Source organism: Qiania dongpingensis (assembly GCF_014337195.1).
In the GTDB taxonomy this organism is placed as follows: domain Bacteria; phylum Bacillota; class Clostridia; order Lachnospirales; family Lachnospiraceae; genus Lientehia; species Lientehia dongpingensis.
Map to the genome: position 1 here is coordinate 2,714,618 of NZ_CP060634.1, position 21,289 is coordinate 2,735,906.

The 21,289-nt window shown below is 50.0% G+C and carries 22 protein-coding genes, 1 tRNA gene and 1 pseudogene; 22 read left to right on the top strand and 2 right to left on the bottom strand.

Going from position 1 to position 21,289, the window contains the following annotated elements; translation table 11 throughout:
• The first annotated feature begins 13 nt into the window (after positions 1-13).
• From H9Q78_RS12725 to H9Q78_RS12775, 11 genes are all read left to right on the top strand, one after another.
• Complete coding sequence (locus tag H9Q78_RS12725; protein ID WP_249304828.1) at positions 14-484, top strand: ribosome maturation factor RimP; 471 nt, start codon at positions 14-16, stop codon at positions 482-484.
• A gap of 48 nt (positions 485-532) precedes the next feature.
• Positions 533-1,723 carry a transcription termination factor NusA gene (nusA, locus tag H9Q78_RS12730; protein ID WP_249302146.1) on the top strand — a complete coding sequence of 397 codons (1,191 nt, stop codon included), beginning with the start codon at positions 533-535 and terminating at the stop codon, positions 1,721-1,723.
• A 21-nt stretch (positions 1,724-1,744) separates the two neighbouring features.
• Positions 1,745-2,023, top strand: coding sequence for an RNase P modulator RnpM (gene rnpM / locus H9Q78_RS12735; RefSeq protein ID WP_249302148.1), 279 nt, complete (start codon positions 1,745-1,747; stop codon positions 2,021-2,023).
• Positions 2,010-2,318, top strand: coding sequence for a L7Ae/L30e/S12e/Gadd45 family ribosomal protein (locus H9Q78_RS12740; protein WP_147597334.1), 309 nt, complete (start codon positions 2,010-2,012; stop codon positions 2,316-2,318). The genes rnpM and H9Q78_RS12740 overlap by 14 nt, the downstream gene beginning before the upstream one ends.
• Positions 2,319-2,337: 19 nt before the next feature.
• A complete protein-coding gene (gene infB / locus H9Q78_RS12745; RefSeq protein WP_249302150.1) occupies positions 2,338-5,160 on the top strand; it encodes a translation initiation factor IF-2 in 2,823 nt (940 codons plus the stop codon).
• Between the two features lie 27 nt (positions 5,161-5,187).
• On the top strand, positions 5,188-5,586 hold the full coding sequence (gene rbfA, locus H9Q78_RS12750) for a 30S ribosome-binding factor RbfA (RefSeq protein WP_249302152.1): 399 nt from the start codon (positions 5,188-5,190) through the stop codon (positions 5,584-5,586).
• A 46-nt stretch (positions 5,587-5,632) separates the two neighbouring features.
• The gene (locus H9Q78_RS12755; protein ID WP_249302154.1) at positions 5,633-6,598 is read left to right on the top strand and encodes a DHH family phosphoesterase; all 966 of its coding nucleotides are present in this window, start codon (positions 5,633-5,635) and stop codon (positions 6,596-6,598) included.
• Between the two features lie 22 nt (positions 6,599-6,620).
• Positions 6,621-7,580, top strand: coding sequence for a tRNA pseudouridine(55) synthase TruB (gene truB, locus H9Q78_RS12760; protein ID WP_249302156.1), 960 nt, complete (start codon positions 6,621-6,623; stop codon positions 7,578-7,580).
• A complete protein-coding gene (locus tag H9Q78_RS12765; RefSeq protein WP_249302158.1) occupies positions 7,580-8,515 on the top strand; it encodes a bifunctional riboflavin kinase/FAD synthetase in 936 nt (311 codons plus the stop codon). Before truB ends, H9Q78_RS12765 begins: the two co-directional genes overlap by 1 nt.
• 152 nt (positions 8,516-8,667) lie before the next feature.
• Positions 8,668-8,934 carry a 30S ribosomal protein S15 gene (rpsO, locus tag H9Q78_RS12770; RefSeq protein ID WP_147597329.1) on the top strand — a complete coding sequence of 89 codons (267 nt, stop codon included), beginning with the start codon at positions 8,668-8,670 and terminating at the stop codon, positions 8,932-8,934.
• A 175-nt stretch (positions 8,935-9,109) separates the two neighbouring features.
• Positions 9,110-11,224, top strand: coding sequence for a polyribonucleotide nucleotidyltransferase (locus tag H9Q78_RS12775; RefSeq protein ID WP_249302160.1), 2,115 nt, complete (start codon positions 9,110-9,112; stop codon positions 11,222-11,224).
• 90 nt (positions 11,225-11,314) lie between these two features.
• Here the strand turns inward: H9Q78_RS12775 and H9Q78_RS12780 are convergent, their stop codons facing one another.
• Positions 11,315-12,295 (bottom strand): DUF5688 family protein, encoded by a 981-nt coding sequence (locus H9Q78_RS12780; RefSeq protein WP_249302168.1) that lies wholly within the window; start codon positions 12,293-12,295, stop codon positions 11,315-11,317.
• A gap of 199 nt (positions 12,296-12,494) precedes the next feature.
• A tRNA-Arg gene (locus H9Q78_RS12785) sits at positions 12,495-12,566 on the bottom strand.
• 173 nt (positions 12,567-12,739) lie between these two features.
• On the opposite strand from H9Q78_RS12785, the gene H9Q78_RS12790 reads away from it, so the two are divergent.
• From H9Q78_RS12790 to H9Q78_RS12840, 11 genes and pseudogenes are all read left to right on the top strand, one after another.
• On the top strand, positions 12,740-13,990 hold the full coding sequence (locus H9Q78_RS12790; RefSeq protein WP_249302170.1) for an SH3 domain-containing protein: 1,251 nt from the start codon (positions 12,740-12,742) through the stop codon (positions 13,988-13,990).
• A 122-nt stretch (positions 13,991-14,112) separates the two neighbouring features.
• The gene (queA, locus tag H9Q78_RS12795; protein WP_249302172.1) at positions 14,113-15,138 is read left to right on the top strand and encodes a tRNA preQ1(34) S-adenosylmethionine ribosyltransferase-isomerase QueA; all 1,026 of its coding nucleotides are present in this window, start codon (positions 14,113-14,115) and stop codon (positions 15,136-15,138) included.
• Positions 15,139-15,322: 184 nt separating this feature from the next.
• The gene (locus H9Q78_RS12800) at positions 15,323-16,210 is read left to right on the top strand and encodes a LysR family transcriptional regulator (RefSeq protein WP_249302174.1); all 888 of its coding nucleotides are present in this window, start codon (positions 15,323-15,325) and stop codon (positions 16,208-16,210) included.
• A gap of 94 nt (positions 16,211-16,304) precedes the next feature.
• Positions 16,305-16,664: a MerR family transcriptional regulator gene (locus H9Q78_RS12805; RefSeq protein WP_249302176.1), complete on the top strand. Its 360-nt coding sequence runs from the start codon at positions 16,305-16,307 to the stop codon at positions 16,662-16,664.
• Positions 16,665-16,805: 141 nt separating this feature from the next.
• Positions 16,806-17,510 (top strand): flavodoxin, encoded by a 705-nt coding sequence (locus tag H9Q78_RS12810; protein WP_249302181.1) that lies wholly within the window; start codon positions 16,806-16,808, stop codon positions 17,508-17,510.
• A 13-nt stretch (positions 17,511-17,523) separates the two neighbouring features.
• Complete coding sequence (locus tag H9Q78_RS12815) at positions 17,524-18,042, top strand: formylglycine-generating enzyme family protein (RefSeq protein ID WP_249302183.1); 519 nt, start codon at positions 17,524-17,526, stop codon at positions 18,040-18,042.
• Between the two features lie 17 nt (positions 18,043-18,059).
• Positions 18,060-18,599 (top strand): flavodoxin family protein, encoded by a 540-nt coding sequence (locus H9Q78_RS12820; RefSeq protein ID WP_249302185.1) that lies wholly within the window; start codon positions 18,060-18,062, stop codon positions 18,597-18,599.
• A gap of 4 nt (positions 18,600-18,603) precedes the next feature.
• The gene (locus H9Q78_RS12825) at positions 18,604-19,344 is read left to right on the top strand and encodes a DUF4405 domain-containing protein (protein ID WP_249302186.1); all 741 of its coding nucleotides are present in this window, start codon (positions 18,604-18,606) and stop codon (positions 19,342-19,344) included.
• Between the two features lie 48 nt (positions 19,345-19,392).
• Positions 19,393-20,262 (top strand): aldo/keto reductase, encoded by an 870-nt coding sequence (locus H9Q78_RS12830; RefSeq protein ID WP_249302189.1) that lies wholly within the window; start codon positions 19,393-19,395, stop codon positions 20,260-20,262.
• A gap of 82 nt (positions 20,263-20,344) precedes the next feature.
• A complete protein-coding gene (locus H9Q78_RS12835; RefSeq protein WP_249302191.1) occupies positions 20,345-20,857 on the top strand; it encodes a nitroreductase family protein in 513 nt (170 codons plus the stop codon).
• A 22-nt stretch (positions 20,858-20,879) separates the two neighbouring features.
• Positions 20,880-21,163 (top strand): annotated as a pseudogene (locus tag H9Q78_RS12840) (flavodoxin); the annotation flags it as partial.
• Positions 21,164-21,289: the final 126 nt, after the last annotated feature.

Sequence of the window (21,289 nt, forward strand, 5' to 3'; positions counted from 1 at the left end):
GGGTCAGAGAATGCTGACAAGAAAAGAAGACATTGAGAAACGTACCGAGGAACTGCTGCTTCCGATCGTGGAATCTCACCAGTTTGAGCTGGTGGATGTGGAATTCGTCAAAGAGGGCGGGAACCGTTTTCTGAGAGCCTACATCGATAAGCCGGGCGGGATAGCGGTGGATGACTGTGAGACAGTCAGCCGTGCGCTCAGCGATATTCTGGACAGAGAGGACTATATCGCCGACAGCTATATCCTGGAGGTCAGTTCACCGGGACTCGGCAGGCCCCTTAAAAAAGAAAAGGATTTTGCCAGAAGCATTGGAGAAGAGGTAGAGATTCGTCTGTACCGTCCCTTCCATAAGGAGAAGGAATTTATAGGAATACTGATATCCTATGATGACCATTCGGTAACTATTGAAAAAGAGGACGGGGAATCCATTGTTTTTGAGAGAACCGATATTGCATTGATTCGTTTGGCATTTGATTTCGGCTGAGTATGAGGATACATCCCGGAAGGGAAAGGAAGAGGAGGAAACAGATAAATGAAAGAAAACAAGGAATTGAAGGAAGCCCTTGAGCTTTTGGAAAAAGAGAAAGATATCAGCAAGGAAACTCTTTTAGAAGCCATCGAGAATTCTTTGATTCAGGCATGTAAGACCCATTTCGGGAAAGCGGATAATGTAAAGGCGATCATAGACAGAGAGACCTGCAACTTTTCCGTATACGCCGAACGGGAGGTGGTGGAAAACGTAGAAGACCCCGCTCTTCAGATCACTTTGGAGGAAGCGAGGGAGATCGATCCCCATCTTGGCATAGGAGACGTCGCACGGGTGGAGATCAAATCCAAGGAATTTGGACGTATCGCCACTCAGAACGCAAAGAACGTGATTCTGCAGAAAATCCGCGAAGAGGAGAGAAAGGTACTGTTCAATCAGTATTACGGAAAAGAAAAGGAAGTCGTGACCGGCATCGTCCAGCGGTATCTTGGGCGGAACGTCAGCATTAATCTGGGTAAAGTAGATGCAATGCTGAATGAAAATGAGCAGGTAAAGGGCGAGACTTTTATGCCGACAGAGAGAATCAAGGTATATATCCTGGAAGTGAAGGATACGACCAAGGGTCCCAGGATCCTGGTATCCAGGACACACCCGGAGCTGGTGAAGCGCCTGTTTGAATCGGAAGTGGCCGAAGTGAAAGACGGGACCGTGGAGATCAGGAGTATTGCCAGAGAAGCAGGTTCCAGGACAAAAATGGCGGTTCATTCCAACGATCCCAATGTGGATCCGGTCGGCGCCTGCGTTGGTATTAACGGCGCCAGGGTAAACGCCGTGGTGGAAGAGCTGCGCGGAGAGAAGATTGACATCATCAACTGGAGCGATAACTCAGCGCTCCTGATCGAGAACGCTCTGAGCCCCGCAAAGGTCATCTGCGTGGTGGCTGACGATGATGAGAAAACCGCACAGGTAATCGTGCCGGACTATCAGTTGTCCCTTGCGATTGGCAAGGAGGGCCAGAACGCAAGACTGGCCGCAAGGCTGACCGGCTTTAAGATAGATATTAAGAGCGAGACTCAGGCAAGAGAATCCGGACTCCTGGAGGAGATCGGATATGAAGAGGGGATGGAAGGTGAATTCGACAACTATGAAGGGTTCGAGTATGAAGACGGATACGAAGAGGGATATGAAGAAGGAGACGGCGGATACTATCCGGAAGGGACAGAGCCGCAGGAGTAATTCATAACGGAGCGTGATTCCATGAGCGTAAAAAAGAAAAACCCACAGAGACAATGCGTCGGCTGCGGCGAAATGAAGAATAAAAAGGATATGATCAGAATTCTTAAGACAGCAGAGGGGGATATCGTCCTGGATGCGACCGGGAAGAAGAACGGCCGGGGAGCTTATCTGTGTTTTAACAGGGAGTGCCTGGAAAAAGCCGTGAAAGGCAGAGGGCTGGAACGGTCCTTTAAGATGCCGGTATCCGCGGAAGTGTACGACAGACTGAGAAAGGAGCTGGAAGCCATTGAGAGCAAATAGGGTAGCATCCCTTTTAGGCCTGGCCATGAAGGCAGGCAGGCTGGTCAGCGGCGAGTTCCTGACAGAAAAGGCTGTCAAATCCATGAAAGCCACACTGGTGATCGTTGCAGAAGATGCGTCGGATAATACAAAGAAAATGTTCACGAATATGTGTACTTACTATAAAGTTCCTTTGTACTTTTGGGGTAAAAAAGAAGACCTGGGTTCTGCCATCGGCAGGGAGCTTCGGGCTTCCGTGGCGCTGACAGACGCAGGTTTCCGGGATGCTGTGGTAAAACAGATAGAGAGTGAGTAATCAAACGGAGGTAGTAAGTATGGCAAAAATGAGAGTCCATGAATTAGCGAAGGAAATAGATAAAAATAATAAGGATATACTGGACGTACTTCAGGCGAACGGGGTAAACGTCCAGAGTCCTCTGAGCGTGATCGATGAAGCGCAGGCCGACATGGTCAGAAGGGCGTATTCACCGAAACCGGAGCCTCAGGAGGAACCCAAGGCAGAAACGGAAGCGGCACCGAAGAAGCGGATTACCGCAGTATTCCGTTCACAGAATAGTTCTCAGGCCGGAAGAAGCCGTACCGGAGCCAGACCGGCAGGACCCGGAACGAGACGTCCCGGCCAGACCGGGCGTCCGGCGGCTTCCGGTCAGCCGGTGAGACAGTCCACAAGGCCTGTCGGACCTAAGCCATCCATAAAACCGGCAGCTTCTGCGGCGTCTGCTCCACAGAAACCGGAAGGAACAGGAAGGCCGGCGCCTCAAACCGACGTACAGAAGCCGCAGATGAGAGCCCAGGCAGTGACGCCTGCCTCTGCGGAAGGCCGCCAGACAGCGCCTGCTTCGCGCGGAGAGAACCGCCGCCCGGATCAGCAGAGGACTGCCCGTCCCGCTGGAGAACGGAGCTTTTCGGATAACAGGGAACGCCGTCCGCAGGGAGACCGTCCGTATGACGCGAACAGAAGGCCGTCAGGAGATCGGAACGGGAGCAGGCCGACCGGCGACAGGACCGGCGGAAACCGCCAGGGCCAGCAGCGTCCCTACGATCCTAACAGGAGACCGGCTGGAGACCGGAATGGCAGCAGGCCTGCCGGCGGGGAAAGAAGCGGAGACCGTCCGGGCCAGTTTAACAGAGATAACAGAAGGCCCGGGCAGAAGCCGGGAGATAACAGGAGAAGCGGCGGATTTTCCGTTCCCGCTCCCCAGCTGGACAGCAGCCAGAAGAATTCAGGCAAGCAAAAGCAAAAGCAAGGGAACAGAGCCGGTAATAAGTACGACAAGAAGCAGGTGGACGATTTTGAGCTTAAGTCCGGGAAGCGCGGAGGAAAGGCATCTGTCAAGTCTCTGGCTAAAGTGCCTGACCAGAAGACAGAGCCGGTAGTAGAAGTAGTAAAGACCATCGTTCTTCCTGAGATCCTGACGATTAAGGAGCTGGCGGAAAAGATGAAGCTGCAGCCTTCCGTCATCGTTAAAAAGCTGTTCCTGCAGGGAAAAGTAGTTACGATCAATCAGGAGATCGATTATGATACGGCAGAAGAGATTGCCATGGAGTTTGATGTCCTTTGTGAAAAGGAGATCAAGATTGATGTCATAGAAGAGCTTTTAAAGGATACAGAAGATCCCGCGGACAGTATGATTCCGAGATCTCCGGTAGTGTGTGTAATGGGCCATGTAGACCACGGCAAGACTTCTCTGCTGGACGCGATTCGGGAGACGAATGTCATCGCCAGAGAGGCAGGCGGGATTACACAGCATATTGGTGCGTCGGTAGTGGAAATCTCTGGACAGAAGATAACGTTCTTAGATACGCCCGGCCATGAGGCGTTCACTGCCATGAGAATGAGAGGCGCGCAGGCCACGGACATCGCAATCCTGGTGGTTGCGGCGGATGACGGTGTCATGCCCCAGACGGTAGAGGCCATCAATCATGCAAAGGCGGCAGGCGTGGAGATCATCGTGGCCATTAACAAGATTGACAAACCCAGCGCCAACATCGACCGGGTGAAGCAGGAGTTGTCGGAGTATGAGCTGGTCCCGGAGGATTGGGGCGGAAGTACCATATTTGCGCCCGTATCGGCCCATACGAAAGAGGGGATTGAAAACCTGCTTGAGATGATTCTTCTGACAGCAGAAGTGAAAGAGCTGAAAGCCAATCCCAGCCGCTGTGCGAGAGGCCTTGTTATTGAGGCAGAGCTGGATAAAGGAAAAGGCCCGGTGGCTACGATCCTGGTTCAGAAGGGAACGCTCCATGTGGGAGATGCCATTGCGGCCGGTTCCTGCTACGGCAAAGTGAGGGCCATGATGGATGATAAGGGACGCCGAGTGAAAGAGGCAGGCCCTTCTACTCCGGTAGAGATTCTGGGCTTGAACGACGTACCCAGCGCCGGGGAGATATTTGTGGCGCCGGAGTCAGAAAAGGAAGCAAGGAGTTTTGCGGAAACCTTCATTTCAGAGGGAAGAGAAAAGCTCCTGGATGATACAAAAGCAAAGCTGTCTCTGGATGACCTGTTCAGCCAGATCAAGGCGGGCAATGTAAAAGAACTGGGCATTATCATCAAAGCAGATGTCCAGGGCTCCGTGGAAGCGGTGAAGCAGAGCCTTGTGAAACTTTCCAATGAAGAAGTGGTCGTGAAGGTCATTCACGGCGGTGTGGGGGCCATCAATGAGTCCGACGTGTCTTTGGCGTCTGCCTCCAACGCGATCATCATCGGCTTTAATGTACGCCCGGATGCGACGGCCAAGTCTATCGCGGAAAGAGAAAAGGTAGATGTACGCCTTTATAAGGTGATCTATCAGGCAATCGAGGATGTGGAAGCAGCCATGAAGGGGATGCTCGATCCTGTCTTTGAGGAGCAGGTCATCGGCCATGCCGTTGTACGCCAGACCTTCAAGGCATCAGGAGTTGGGACGATCGCAGGCGGATATGTCATGGATGGCAAGTTCCAGAGGAACTGCAGTGTGAGGATCAGCCGCGAAGGAGAGCAGATCTTCGAAGGCCCCCTTGCATCCCTGAAGCGGTTCAAGGACGACGTGAAGGAAGTGGCCAAAGGATTTGAATGCGGACTCGTATTCGAGGGATTCAATGACATCAAGGAGGACGACATGGTGGAGGCCTACATCATGGTGGAGGTCCCCAGATAGCCGTAATCCCGGAAGGATTGGTGAACTATGCGTAAAAACAGCATTAAGAATATCCGTGTCAACAGTGAAGTGCAGAGAGAACTGAGCAATATCATCAGGACTGAGGTAAAAGACCCCAGGATCCACCCTATGACGTCCGTCGTAGCGGTGGAGGTGGCGCCTGACCTCAAGTACTGTAAGGCTTATATCAGCGTCCTGGGGGACGAAGAGGCGGCAAAGGAGACAATCCAGGGCCTGAAAAACGCAGTCGGCTATATCAGAAGGGCCCTGGCGAAATCTGTAAATCTCAGAAACACGCCGGAGATCACCTTCATTCTGGATCAGTCCATTGAATACGGCGTTCACATGTCGAAGCTGATCGATGACGTTATGGGCGGCAGTACAGAGCCCGAAGAAAGATCTGAGGAAGAGGAACGGCAGGATTGAGAATGCCGCGGGGAAGACAGCGAAACAGGGATAGAAAGGAGCAGATATGGAACAGCTTAAGGAGATCTTGACCGAAGTGAATAATGTTGCTGTCATCGGGCACGTAAGGCCGGACGGAGACTGTGTCGGCTCCTGCCTGGGACTCCGGAACTATCTGGAGCTGTCGGCGCCGGAGCTTCAGGTCCAGGTGTACCTGGAACCTTTTCCGGAGGCATTCAGCTTTTTAAAAGGAGCGGATACTGTAAGTCATGACACAGCCGACGGAAATGTATACGATCTTTGTATTGTGCTGGATGCCAGTGACAAAGAACGGTTGGGAGGTTTCGCGGGTTATTTTGACCATGCGGGGAAAACAGTCTGCATTGATCATCATGTGACGAATACCGGTTTTGCCGGACTCATGCATGTGCGTCCGGAATGTAGCGCGACCAGTGAAGCTCTCTATATGCTGATGGATGACGCTTATGTGGACAGACAAGTGGCAGAATGCCTTTATATGGGCATCGTTCACGATACCGGGGTGTTCAAGCACTCCAATACTACAAGAGCTACTATGGAGATTGCAGGACGGCTCATTGAGAAAGGAATTCCATTCTCCGAGATCATAGACAGGACTTTTTATGAGAAGACTTATAAACAGAATCAGATTTTAGGCAGGGCTTTGACAGAAAGTGTGCTGTTTATGGACGGAACCTGTATTTATTCGGCGGTGCGCCAGAAGGACCTGGATTTTTATCAGGTGGATACTAAGGAACTGGACGGAATCATCGACCAGCTGAGAATTACCAAAGGTGTGGAATGTGCTGTCTTTTTATATGAAACGGCACCGCAGGAATTCAAGGTCAGCATGCGTTCGAACAACGTAGTAGATGTGAGCCGGATTGCCGCGTTTTTCGGCGGCGGCGGCCATGTGAGGGCGGCCGGATGCACGATGACAGGCTCTGTATATGATGTGTTAAATAACCTTTCAGAGCGTATAGAGATGCAGCTTATGGACGCCGGCCTGAGATAGCCTGGAAGCGGGAAGATCAGTTATGGATGGATTATTGAATATATATAAAGAGCGGGGCTTTACCTCCCACGATGTGGTGGCAAAGCTCCGTGGAATTTTAAAACAGAAAAAGATCGGTCATACAGGGACTCTCGATCCGGACGCGGAAGGCGTTCTGCCGGTCTGCCTGGGAAAAGGGACAAAAGTCTGTGAACTTTTGGCAGACAAGGATAAGACGTACCGGGCGGTGCTTCTGCTTGGAATGGAGACTGATACTCAGGATGTCACGGGACAGGTAATCGCCAGGTCTTCCGCAGATGTGAATGAGGAAAGTGTCCGGGAAGCGGTCCTGGGGTTTATCGGGCCGTATGCCCAGGTGCCTCCGATGTATTCTGCCCTGAAGGTCGGCGGAAAGAAGCTGTATGAGTTTGCCAGACAGGGAAAAGAAATAGAAAGAGCCGCGCGGCCGGTGACGATCCATGAGATCGCCATAGAAAAAATGGAACTTCCCCGGGTGACATTGACGGTTACTTGTTCGAAAGGGACTTATATCCGTACACTCTGCCATGATATCGGTAAGAAATTGGGATGCGGGGGCTGTATGGAGTCACTGATCCGAGTGAGGGTCGCCGGTTTTCGTTTGGAAGATGCGCTGACTCTTTCACAGGTAGAGCTTCTGCGTGATGAGGGAGCGCTGGGGGAGAAGCTGATCTCCATAGATTCTCTGTTCCCCGAGTATCCAGCTTACCGAGCGGCAGAAGGGACGGAGAAGCTTCTTTATAACGGAAATCCTTTGAAGCTGTCGGAGCTTGACAGAGAAGAAGAGGATAGAGCAGGAACAGATACCGGAGAGGAAACAGAGAATAAGACAGAAGAGAAGATTCGGCTGTATGACAGGCGCGGGCAGTTCATGGGGATTTATTCCTTTGACGAGGCTATTCGGCGGTACCGCCCTGTGAAGTTGTTTTTCACAGTTCCCGACGGAGTAATGGAGGAAAGATAATGGAACTGATCACCGGACGGACGGAGATTTCTACGGATCGGCCTTCTGCGGTTACCCTGGGGAAATTTGACGGCATTCACAGAGGGCATCAAAAGCTTATAAATGAATTGTTCCTGGCCAGGGAACAGGGGCTTCAGGCTGTGGTCTTTACATTCCTTCGCCCTCCGAAGAATCTTGTGGACGGCGAGGCACAGCCTGTGCTGCTCACAAACCGGGAAAAAAGGGCTCATATGGAAAAACTGGGCGTTGAACTTATGATAGAATATCCCTTTACTGAGGAAGTACACCATATGGAGCCGGAGTATTTTGTGGAAAAGGTATTGGCTGAGGGATTGAAGGCGAAAAAGATCATAACCGGACCGGACTTTTGCTTTGGATACAAAAGGCGGGGAAATGTGGCGCTTCTTAAGGAGCTTGCGCCCCGGCATGGATATGAAGTGGAAGTGATGGAAAAAGCAGTTGCGGAAGACGGACAGATCATCAGCAGCACGCTCATAAGAAGAGAGCTTTTGATGGGAAATGTGGAGCGGGCGAATGAGCTGCTGGGATATCCCTATACGGTAACGGGTGAAGTGGTGCACGGAAATCACCTGGGGAGGACCTTTGGCATGCCCACCATTAACCAGATTCCGGTGGAGGACAAGCTTCTTCCGCCCAACGGCGTATATGTGTCGAAGGTGGAAATAGACGGTTCGGTCTACCAAAGTGTGTCCAATGTGGGATATAAACCGACCATAGCCGGAAAATACCCGAAGGGTGTGGAAACCTATATTTTCGGTTTTGATAAAGACGTATATGGAAGGATCCTGGATGTCCAGCTGTTCCACTACCTTCGAAAAGAAGAAAAATTCAGTTCCGTGGCGGCGCTGAAGGCTCAGCTTAAACGAGACGCGGAGGACAGTCTTGCTTTTTTTGAACAGCGGCCGGGATTGTAACGGAAAACAAGCGCTTTGCATAAAAATCATGTTTACTTTTTGTAAAACGTATGCTATACTGGCATGGTGTAAAAATGCGCCGACACCCAGCTTCTGGATACTCCAACCGATGCCTGGTGCCAGGTGTGAATAAGAATAAGGAGGAAATTGAAATGATTTCTAAGGAAAAGAAAGCAGAGATTATTGAAGCTTATGGAAGGAAACCCGGCGATACCGGTTCACCGGAGGTTCAGATCGCGATCTTAACAGAGCGTATCACAGAGCTGACTGAACATCTCAAAGTAAATCAGAAGGATCATCATTCCAGACGCGGTCTTTTGAAAATGGTAGGTCAGAGACGCGGCCTTCTGGATTATCTGAAGAGAAGTGACATCGAGGCATATCGTAATTTGATCGTTCGTTTGGGAATCAGAAAATAATCGTGGATTTTGAAAGCATCAGGGTGGAGAAATCCACCCTGTTCTTTTAAGACAAAACCTATTAACAGGCGGGAGTTTACATTGAGACCACTGAAAAGCGCAGCTTATGTGCAGGGAAGCTGTGTTTCTCAGTAGTTTCGGTGTTTTCCGTCTCAGAAAGAAAAGGAGATATCATATGTATAAGAGTTTTTCAATGGAACTGGCCGGAAGAACCCTGACGGTTGATGTGGGCAGAGTGGCGGCTCAGGCCAATGGCGCTGCGTTCATGCATTATGGGGACACTGTGGTCCTTTCCACGGCTACCGCATCCGACAAACCCAGGGAGGGCATCGACTTCTTCCCCCTGAGCGTGGAATTCGAGGAAAAGATGTATGCAGTCGGAAAGATTCCCGGAGGATTTAACAGAAGAGAAGGAAAAGCTTCTGAGAATTCAGTCCTCACAGCGCGGGTGATCGATCGTCCCATGCGTCCTCTGTTCCCCAAGGATTACAGAAATGACGTCACCCTGAACAATTTGGTCATGTCGGTGGATCCGGAATGTAGTCCTGAACTCACGGCTATGCTGGGTTCTGCCATCGCAGTTTCCATTTCGGACATTCCCTTTGACGGCCCTACGGCAGCAACTTTGGTCGGCATGATCGACGGAGAGTTGATTTTCAACCCCACCGCTGCCCAGAAGCAGGTTTCTGATCTGGCTCTTACAGTAGCTTCCACCAGGGATAAGGTCATCATGATAGAGGCTGGGGCCAATGAAGTGCCGGAGGATAAGATGATTGAAGCGATCTTTGCGGCTCACGCGCTGAATCAGGAAGTCATCAAATTCATTGATACAATCGTAGCAGAGTGCGGAAAGCCCAAGCACAGCTATGAAAGCTGCGAAGTTCCCTCAGAGCTGTGGGATGACATGACTTCCGCAATTCCTTCTGACGCTATGGAAGCCGCTGTCTTTACGGATGTGAAGCAGGTGAGAGAAGAAAACATCAAAAAGCTGGAAGCCGAGCTGGAAGAACGCTATGCGGAAGAGCATCCCGACTGGGTGCCCCTTATTGGAGAGGCCCTGTATAAATACCAGAAGAAGACGGTTCGCAAGATGATTCTTAAGGATCACAAGCGTCCCGACGGCAGACAGATCACACAGATTCGCCCTTTGGCGGCAGAGGTGGATATCCTGCCCAGAGTGCACGGTTCCGGTATGTTTACCCGTGGACAGACTCAGATTCTCAACGCATGTACCCTTGCGCCGCTTTCTGAGCGCCAGAAGTTAGACGGGCTGGATGGCAACGAGACGTCCAAGAGATATATGCACCATTACAATTTTCCTTCCTACTCAGTAGGCGAGACGAAACCCAGCAGAGGGCCGGGACGCCGTGAAATCGGCCATGGAGCGCTGGCAGAAAGAGCCTTGATTCCCGTGCTTCCTTCGGAAGAGGAATTCCCTTACGCGATTCGGACGGTTTCGGAGACGATGGAGTCCAATGGTTCTACTTCTCAGGCCAGTGTATGCGCGTCTTCCCTGTCGCTGATGGCGGCAGGCGTACCCATTAAGAGAGCGGTTGCGGGCATCTCCTGCGGTCTGGTGACCGGGGATACAGATGACGATTACATTGTACTGACGGATATCCAGGGTCTGGAGGATTTCTTCGGCGACATGGATTTCAAGGTGGCGGGAACGCATAAGGGCATCACGGCCATCCAGATGGATATCAAGATCCATGGGCTCACGAGGCCGATCATCGAGGAGGCCATCGCCAAGACAAAGGAAGCCAGGTATTATATTCTGGATGAGGTTATGAACCCTGTGATTTCAGAGCCCAGACATGAAGTGGGTAAATATGCGCCCAAAATTCTGCAGATTCAGATCGATCCCACAAAGATTGGTGATGTGGTCGGCAAGCAGGGCAAGGTCATCAACAGGATTATTGAAGAGACTGGTGTGAAGATTGACATCGAAGATGACGGTTCCGTTTCCGTGTGCGGTACAGACAAGGAAATGATCGACAGAGCGATAACGATCATCAACCGTATTGTCAATGACGTGGAGGCCGGCGAAATTATCACTGGAAAAGTCGTACGGATCATGAACTTCGGCGCTTTTGTGGAGCTGGCTCCCAATAAGGACGGTCTGATTCATATTTCGAAGCTTTCTCAGAAGCGTGTGGAGAAGGTGGAGGATGTCGTGAACATCGGCGATGAAGTGACTGTGAAGGTACTGGAAATCGACCGTATGGGAAGAATCAATCTGAGTCTGAAGGATGTCCCTCAGGAAAAAGCGGGAGAGCCTTCTAAGTAAAAGAAGGTCTGATACCTGTAAACTGAATATGGTAAATAGAACTGTGCGGTAGGAGACAAAGGATTTCTGCCGCACTTTTTCTAAAAGCGGCTAATGGCAGCACATTTTTTCATGGGAGAAGAGGACAAGGCCCAGATGGCGGCCGGCCGCCCGGTAGACATAGATATGGTCAGATAGGACTTCATCAGGGGCGACGTCGGTTTCATTGATCTCCCGGACCATATTTTGAAGAGAATCCGGGGACGGGCTTTTTTTGCAGGGAAGGAGTATGACTTCATGTATAGAGCTGGGAAGAACATAGAAATCGTCGTTTAGTTCATTCGCAAATTTCTGCAGAACCTCGTCGTACAGCAGGCAGACCGCGCCAAAGGCACGTTCGCGGTTTGTCAGGATATACATGGGATTTGCCGGCTTTTTTTCCGGGGCATTGTCTGCCATGCCGGCTGACAGACAGTCGTAAACAGATGGGTCTTTTTTCAGAAAAGAATTGCCGTCACGTTCTAGAATCTCCCGTATCAGCTGATCCATAGGACGTATTTCACAGCCATAATGAGAGCGAGTGTTGGAAAATGCCAAAAGGTACAGTTCTTCCGCGGACGTTTCCCAGAGTTCCATATGCCTTTTATGGATAAGTGCTGTGGAGCTGCCGATAAAATCGTTTTCTATAGTGAAATAAAAGACAACAGCCAAATCCAAGAATGGAATGAAGGGAAGGTCCTCCAGCAGCGTTTTATTGGCGGCGCGGTTTATAAGACGGAAAGCAATCTTTCCTTTCAGCCGTTCAAAGTCCTGGAACAGCGCCACGTCGAAACTGGCGGGACAGCGGTGGGCTTCGTAGACGCATTCGATATCCGAGAGGATATCCTGCATGGAAGCGCCGTTCAGATATTCCTCATAGTAATCGTTGAGATATATGGTGGGAGTGATGTTTTCTCCCGGCTGCATAATAAGAAGGCCGTCGAGACGCAGGCCATTGTTTTTCAGTACAGGCTGAATGGATACAGAAGCCTGGCTGTCCATGCGGTGCTCCATCTGACAACGGATTTGAGACAGAAAATCAGGATAGTTCATAGAAAATACCTCCAAAGAAGCGGAATACCCGTGTAAGAAACGGGGTTTCCGTAAAAGAAATGAATAGTTAGGATACCAGGCAGGATAAGGGATGCAGAAGTATTAGAAAAAACAGCTGCAAAATAACTGCTGATAACAAAATCTTCAATTGACAAATTCTAAAAGGGAATCGGCGCCGAACGGCTGAAAAAAGAAGGACTGCACCTGAGTGGAATCGAACCACCGCACGTGGCTCCGGAGGCCACTGCTCTATCCACTGAGCTACAGGTGCATGTAAAAGTCCGTCGAAGAATATTCTAACTCATTTGCGAGAGAAGGGCAAGTGAAAAATGAAAAAAATTAAAAAATTATGAGTTTGTTGCATTTTTATGGTTTTTTTGCTATTATGTACACATGCTCAAGATGGCGGCCTGTCGGCTGCTTGTCAGAAAAGGAGGCTTTTGAATGGACGAACTGAAATCTTGGCAGAAGAAACCGGACTCAGACGAACAGAAGAAAAGCGGGAGCTCCCGCCGAAGAAGAAAAAAACGGAATCCCTTTGTTGAGTTTCTGCAATTATATGGAAAATATATCATCCTGGCGCTGGTCGCTATTCTTGTGGTTGTGACAGTGATCATAGTTGTGGGAAAAGTAAAAAAGAACGGAAAAGATAAAGAAACCACGGTGATCGATTTAAGCAGCAGTGCTTCACCGGAACAGGGAGGCACGCTGGAAAAGGATGCGCATCCAGAGATCAATGCACTGGTAAATTCCTATTTTACCGCGGTCCAGAACTGCGATGTGAGTGCCCTGGCAAAGCTTGTGGATTCTACAGAGTCCATCTCGGAGGAGCAGCTGAAGGCTGAGAAAGAATTTGTTGAGAGCTACCAGAACATGGTATGTTATACACTGAACGGTCTTGTGGACGGTACTTATATTGTTTATGTGTCTTATGATATGAAATTCCTGAATGTGGAGACGCCGGCACCCTGCCTGATTCGTTTGTATGTCTGTACCAATGACGCGGGGGACATTTATATCTACAATCAGGACGTGGATAATGAGATCGCCGCCTATATGGAGGAAGTAAATACTAGAGAAGACGTAAAGGCCCTTTTAAAGGAAACGGATGATAAGCTGACGGAAGCGATGGCCGGCGACGAGGCGCTGAACGCGCTGGTGACGAAACTGTATGGCAATGAACAGGATAACAACGGGGAATCTTCATCGGAGACGACAGGTTCTTCGGAGTCCTCGTCTGCCGATAATAGTGTGTTTACCGATGTGGATGAGACTGTTTATGCGAAGGAAAATGTCAAGGTCAGAAAGACACCGGATGCCAACGGGGAAGTGGCCGGATCTCTGGCGGGAGGCCAGTCGGTTCATCGAACCGGCTATAATGACGGCTGGAGCCGTGTGGAGTTTAATGGTGAGACCTGCTATGTTGCCGCCGGTTATCTTACGGCGACAGCCCCTGAAAGCCAGGCACAGGGAGACGGCTTTACAGAAGTAGATGAGACAGTCTATGCAAAAGAGACCGTGCGTATCCGGAAGACGCCGGATGTCAATGGAGAGGTAGCCGGTTCCCTTCTGACAGGCGAGTCCATAAAGCGGACAGGCTATAATGACAGCTGGAGCCGGGTCATCTATGAGGGTGAGACCTGCTATATCGGGGCCGGTTATCTGACTACGGCGGCTCCTGCAGAGTCCGAATAGCCCCCAAAGGTATTTTGAAAGTATGATACGGCCATGGTAAAATGACCGCAGCGGCATATGGAAAAGGGACGTGTGGGACGTCCCTTTTTCTGAGGTTTCATCACAAGTGGGAGAGAGATAACATGAATGTAAAGGATTTTGACTACGAGCTGCCGGAGGAACTCATTGCCCAGGATCCGCTGGAGGACAGGAGTTCTTCGCGGCTGATGACTCTGGATAAGCGCACGGGAACCGTCGGGCACAAGATATTCCGCGATATTGTGGATGATCTGATTCCCGGGGACTGCCTTGTCATCAATAATACGAAGGTAATTCCGGCCCGTCTGTTTGGCGTCAAGGAGGATACGGGGGCCACGATTGAAGTCCTGCTCCTGAAACGAAAGGAAAATAATATCTGGGAAACCTTGGTGAAGCCGGGAAAGAAAGCTAAGACTGGAACGGTGCTTTCTTTTGGAAATGGTCTGCTGAAGGGGACTGTAGTGGAGGTAGTTGAGGAAGGGAACCGGCTTATCCAATTCTCCTATGACGGGATATTTGAAGAGATACTGGATGAATTGGGCCAGATGCCGCTGCCTCCTTATATCACGCATCCGCTCAAGGATAAGAACCGTTATCAGACGGTGTATGCCAAATACGACGGATCTGCCGCCGCGCCTACGGCCGGCCTCCATTTCACAAAGGAGCTGCTGGAGGAGATCAAGGCCAAAGGAGTGGAAATCGCGAGCGTTACTCTCCATGTGGGGCTTGGGACCTTCCGGCCGGTCAAGGTGGAGAATGTCCAGGATCACCACATGCATTCGGAATTCTTCCGCATAGAGCCGGAGGAAGCGGAGAAGATCAATCGGGCAAAGGAGGGCGGCCATAGAGTGATCTCCGTAGGTACCACCAGCTGCCGGACCCTGGAGTCAGCGGCTGACGAGAACGGGCATATTGACGCGAAGAGCGGCTGGACGGAAATTTTCATATATCCGGGCTATAAGTTCAAGTGCATCGATGCGCTGATCACCAATTTCCATCTTCCTCAGTCAACGCTTCTGATGCTGGTGTCCGCCCTGGCAGGCAGAGAACATGTGCTGGCGGCATATGAAGAGGCGGTGAAGGAGAGGTATCGGTTCTTTAGCTTTGGAGATGCAATGTATATTGGGTGAGTAAAATTTTTGACAAGGAAAGAACCCGCAAAGGCGCAGTATTACTGGGATTTTGCGGGTTTTTGGCGTCCGAAATATGTGAATGTTAAAGCCCCTCGCTTATGGGTTTTCTTGTAATACAGGCTTCCGTATGCTATTATTTGACTAAACAATTGTGTTCAGAATATGGAAAGGACTGGTGATAATGGAGCTACGGGTTTTGAATTATTTCCTGGCCATTGCCAGAGAAGAAAATATCACAAGGGCAGCGCAGTCGCTTCATGTCACGCAGCCCGTTCTCTCCCGGCAGATGATGCAGCTGGAAGAGGAACTGGGAGTGAAGCTGTTTACCAGAAGCAATCACAGAATCAATCTCACCGAAGATGGTATGCTTCTGAAACGCAGGGCACAGGAACTGGTCACCCTTGCGGAGAAAACAAGGCGGGAGTTTATCCGCAATGAGAAGGATCTAGCCGGTGAAATTACGATAGGCAGCGGAGAATTCCGAAGTACGCGGATCTTCTCACAGGTGATGACTTCCTTCCAGAAAAAGCATCCATTGGTCCGGTTTCGGATTTACAGTGGAAATGCAGAGAACATAGGCGACTACATTGAACGGGGCCTTTTGGATATGGGCGTCATGGGGGAACCGGTGGATATCCGTAAGTATGATTTTGCCACTATTCCGGAGAAAGAAACCTGGGGGATCCTGGCACGGACCGATTCGGAACTGGCCCAAAAAGAGTGCATCACTTTGGAGGATTTGATGGATATTCCTGTAATCACAGCGTCACGGGATTTCCTGAATAGTTTTGGAAACTGGTTTGGAGACCGCTATGGTCAGCTGCAGGTTGTTGCAACCGGTAATCTATTGTACAACGAGGCGATGTTGGTGGAGAGCGGCATGGGCGTGGTTCTCTGCATCCAGCTGAACTGCACCTATGAAAATCTCCGGTTTATCCCCCTGTTTCCTGCGGTGGAATCCCGCACGGTGCTGGCGTGGAAGAAAGACCAGATATTCTCCAAAGCAACTGCATCATTTATTGAATATGCGAGATCATGCTTTAAGAACATATCTTACAATGATATATAGGAATTAGACATCAACTAAATAAGACGATACAATAAAGGTGTTCCAGAGAGGGGCGCCTTTATTTTTTTTGAAATATTGGTTACGAGGTGAAGAAATGACAATCAACGAAGCGAGTGAACGATATCAAATCCCTGTGGAAGTATTGAAAGAGTACGAGAGCTGGGGACTGTGCGGTGCGGTTAAAAAAGTAATGGGGGCATGGCAGTATGACGAAGATGATATCCAGCGGCTGAGTATGATTATGACGCTGCATGATATAGGATTCAGTAATGAAGAGGTAGAGACTTACATGCGCCTGTTGCTGGAGGGAGACTCCACGGAGGAGGAACGGATGTCCATGCTGAGCCGAAAGCGGGACAGCGCGCTGGATGAGATTCATTTTAAAGAAAGGCAGCTGGACCGTCTGGATTATCTCCGGTATAAAATGAAAAACGCAAAGAAGCCAGAACAATAAGGAGTCAAAAGCTGATTAAAAAGGAGAGTAAGTTTATGGAGAGCAATAAGAAGATGCCGTGTGTTGCGCTTGAAACCTGGTCCTGGGAAAGCCCTATGGCCTGAACGGAAAAGAAAACAAATAAATAGGAGATGATCACGTATGAAGAAATTACTAGCTTTAGCACTGTCTGTTCTGATGCTGACCCTGTCTGCTTGTGGAAACACCGGCACTCAAACATTGGAGGGACCATCAGAGGAGTCTTCCCAGATCAACAGCCGCATTTCAGATGAAACCCAACTCCCGGAAAAGGAAGAAAGTTCAAATACTGCAGTGACGGCGGAATCCACAGAGGATGCGTCAGACGATCCCGCCGGGGAAGATACAGGAAAAGCACTGGTCGTCTATTTCTCCTGGTCCGGTAATACAGAGACCCTGGCCGGTGAAATCCAAAGCCAGACCGGCGCCGACTTATTTGAACTCATCCCGGAAGAGCCGTATACGGATGATTATGATACCCTCCTGGATATCGCACAGGAAGAGCAGAGGAATGATGCCCGGCCGGCTATTTCCGGCAGCATTACCGGGTGGGAGAATTATGAAGTGATCTATGTGGGTTACCCAAACTGGTGGGGAGATATGCCCATGATCCTTTACAGCTTTTTTGATGAGTATGATTTGTCTGGAAAAACCATCGCTCCTTTCTGCACCAGCGGAGGAAGCGGTCTTTCGGATACGATCAATTCTATGAGGGCGCTGGAGCCGGATGCCGTTGTTCTGGATGGGCTGCACCTTGGCAGTTCCGCCGCATCTGCCCCCGGCAGTGCTGTAACACAATGGCTGAATGGGCTGGGCTTGACAGAGTAAGGAGGTGCCGAATATGAAACGATTGCTGACACTTGCCCTGTCGCTGCTGCTGGTATTTATGCTGGCGGCCTGCGGCCAGGCGGAAACGGATCATACAGAGAATACATTGGCGGAGATTCCCGAACAATTCATATTGATTGAGGGCGGGGCCTTTTTGATGGGAAGCCCGGAGTCGGAGGCCTGGAGAGGTGAGGATGAAGCGCAGCACGAAGTAGCAGTAAGCGATTTCTATATCTGCCGGTACGAGCTGACCCAGGCAGAGTATGAAGAAGTGACAGGCAGCAATCCCAGCAGCTTCACCGGAGAGTACAGGGAGACAACGGTTGAGATTGGCAGTTTCTTCCCGAATAAATTTGGCCTGTATGATATGCACGGAAACGTGAGCGAATGGGTGTGGGACTATTACGGCGCCTACGAACCCGGGGAACAGACAGACCCTACGGGCCCGGCGGAGGAATCCCTGCGCATATACCGGGGCGGGGGCAGCAGTGATACCATATTCTCTGCAGCCGCTGGCCCTGTTCTGAAATAGAGAAAGGGAGTGATAGAATGAAGATATTTGTAATCGAGAGCAGCCCGCACCGGAAGGGCTCTTCCAACCTGTTGGCCGAGAATTTTATGCGCGGCGTCAAAGAAGCCGGCCATCAGGTCACGGTATTTGACGCAGCCCATGCGGACCTGCATCCCTGTCTGGGATGCGAGGGCTGCGGCATGTCCGGGCCGTGCGTCCAGAAAGATGATATGGCATTGATTCGAAAAAGCCTGATGGAAACAGATTTAGTGGTGTTTGTGACTCCGCTTTACTATTTTGGCCTTTCTGCGCAGCTTAAAATGGTCATCGACCGGTTTTACAGCTTCAATGGGGCATTGACTGCCAGGCGGCTGAAGTCGGTGCTTCTTGCGGCGGCGTGGAACGGGGATGACTGGACCATGAAGGATATCAAAAACCATTATCAAACCCTGTGCAGTTATCTGAATTTCCGGGACCAGGGAATGGTGCTGGGAACCGGCTGCGGGACCCCTGACATGACAAAAAGAACAAAATTCCCCCAGGAGGCGTATGAGCTGGGTAAAAGAATAGGCGGGTGAACACATGAAACCAAAAGCTGTAATCAAGACCGTCATTGATATCTGGATGACGGCGGCCCTTCTTTTTTTGATGGGCTATCAGTTTTGGGGGGATATGGCACATGAATGGGCAGGAGCGGGAATCTTCCTCTTATTTATTGCACACCACCTGCTGAACCGGAACTGGTACAAGGGGCTCTTCAGGGGGCAGTATACTCCCATGCGCATCTTTCGTCTGTGCGTCAATCTTCTCACTCTTTCTGCCATGCTGGCCCTCATGTACAGCAGTATCGTCATGTCCCGCCATGTATTTGTTTTCCTGCCCATCGAGGGCGGGATGTCTCTGGCCAGGCGGCTGCATATCCTGGGGGCGTACTGGGGATTTGTGTTGATGAGCCTGCATCTGGGTCTGCACTGGAGTATGTTTGTTGGGATGGCCAGAAAAGGACTTAAAGTTCAGAAGTCCTCCAGGGTGCGGTCCGCCCTCCTGTTTGCGGTTGGGTTGCTGATTGCAGCTTATGGAATTTACGCGTTTGTCGGCCGGGATTTTGTGACCTATCTGTTTTTGCAGTCTGAATTCGTTTTTCTTGATTATAATGAACGCGTCCATCTGTTTTATCTGGATTATCTGGCGCTGATGGGGTTATTTATCTTTCTATCCCATTATGCTTCAAAGCTGTTGACGGCTATAGGGAAGAGAAAAAGAACACAGAGAAAAGAAAGCTTGAAACGATTCTTTGCGGCAAGGAGGATATTGAAAAATTGAGCGGTACAATTACGCTTTCGGTTTATGAGGAATAGGAGAAAAAGACTTATGGTGAATTATGTGAAATTGAATAATGGAATAGAAATTCCGCTGGAGGGCTTTGGTGTATTTCAGGTGACAGATCCCGCTGTCTGTGAACAGACGGTATTAGATGCTATTGAAACGGGATACCGGTTACTTGACACGGCAAGCTCTTACCAGAATGAGGAAGCGGTAGGTCGGGCAATCCAGAAATCCTTTGTCCTCCGGAAGGAGCTGTTTATCACAACAAAGGCTTACATCCAGCAGATGGGATATGAAAAAACCATGCAGGCTTTTGAAGAATCGCTGCAAAAACTGGGACTTGAGTATCTGGATTTATATCTGATCCATATGCCCTTTGGGGATTACTACGGTTCCTGGAGAGCCATGGAGGAATTATATAAGGAAGGGAAAATCAGAGCGATTGGCGTCTGTAATTTTATGCCAGACCGCCTGCTGGATCTATGTTACAATGCGGAGGTTATTCCTCAGGTGAACCAAATCGAGCGCCACCCTCACTATCAGCGAGCAGAAGATATGCAGATCATGAAGGAGCTTGGGGTACAGCCTCAGGCATGGGCGCCTTTTGCAGAGGGTCTGAGAGGGATGTTCACGGAACCGGTGTTAATGAAAATTGCAGAAAAGCACGGCAAAACACCGGCACAAGTAATTTTGCGCTGGAATGTACAGCAGAATGTGATTGTCATCCCAAAATCCGTTCACAGAGAACGCATGGCAGAGAATCTGGATATCTGGGATTTTGAACTGGATGCAGAGGATTTAGAAAAAATCGGCGGCCTTGATATGGAAACTCCTTCGATGCTGGATACCAGAAAGATCAGCGAAGTGAAACGGGTATATGGTTACCTCAACAACCCGGTATTGACCAGCTTATGATATATCATAGTGTATTGTGAGGATACAGCAATATAATAAAGAGTCCAATGAATATAGAAAATTAAAAAAGGAGGAAATCAAAATGGAATTTTATGAGGTGATCAGGGGGCGTTTTTCCTGCAAAAAATTTGACGGCCGTCCGGTAGAGAAACCGCAGCTGGATGCCATTCTGGAAGCAGGGCGGCTTGCGCCAACCGCAAAGAATCTGCAGGAACAGCATATTTATGTGGTACAGTCCGAAAAAGGGCTTGTCAAAATTGATAAGATGACTCCATGTCGCTATGGTGCCGTTACAGTCTTAGTTGTAGCCTTCGATAAAAACAACGTCTTTACTTATCCGGGTGAAAAGCGGGATTCTGGCGTTGAGGATGCCACCATCGTGGCAGCGCACATGATGCTGGCAGCAAAAGCGGAGGGCGTGGACAGCTGTTGGATCAACTTCTTTGACCCGGACATGGTGGCTAAAGAATTCGGCCTGCCAGAGAATGAAGAAGTACTGATGATGCTGGACCTGGGATATGCGGCAGAGGGCGCCGAACCGCTCGCATCCCACAGCCAGCGCAAGGAGATTTCTGAGACTGTTACTTGTATCTAACAATAGAAACGGAGGAATAAAAATGAGTAAAACTTTAGTCGCGTATTTTTCCGCCAGCGGCGTAATAAGGCAGATCTGGACTGGACAAATAAAATGAGCCGCAGCAGCGCAGAGATGAATGACAAGTCGTTCCGTCCGGCGGTTGCCAATAAAGTGGAGAACATGCAGGAGTACACCCATGTGTTTGTGGGTTTCCCCATCTGGTGGTATATAGCGCCTACGATCATCAATACCTTTCTGGAGCAATATGACTTGACCGGCAAGAAGATCATTCCGTTTGCCACCTCCGGCATGAGCGGCATGGGCTGAGAGCTTTTAAGGAGGAATACGTCCGGCCCATTGGGAATCACGCAAAACAGCACGTCCCACGCCAATCAGATCAGCTTTGGTATACTGTAATAAGAATGGTGTATGTAATAAGGGACAGCGTTA